General features: G+C 68.0%; 1 protein-coding gene. It reads left to right on the top strand.

Annotated features, from left to right (window positions below; translation table 11 throughout):
* The coding region (locus GTW08_RS04755) for a hypothetical protein (RefSeq protein ID WP_161151467.1) at positions 1–247 on the top strand (247 nt) is incomplete at both ends.

Consider the following 247-nt stretch of genomic DNA (forward strand, 5'->3'; position numbering starts at 1 on the left):
CCGATAAGGGCGTTGACGCCTGGGAGGCGTTGCGCGGCTTCGTCGATCGCACCAACCGCGTGCTCCAGCTCGTCGAGAGCTTCATGCCCGAGTGCGCCTGGCTCGATGATGGCGAGACGCTCACCTACCTACATTCGACCGTCTCGACCAAACGCCACCGCGTGCGCGTGCCCGAGACGCCGATGTATCTCGACGCGCTGCTGGCGGACCAGCCGCTGACCGGCGGCCTCGAGCCGCGACTCGGCGA

This window comes from Pseudonocardia sp. SID8383 (assembly GCF_009864975.1).
Lineage (GTDB): Bacteria > Actinomycetota > Actinomycetes > Mycobacteriales > Pseudonocardiaceae > Pseudonocardia > Pseudonocardia alni.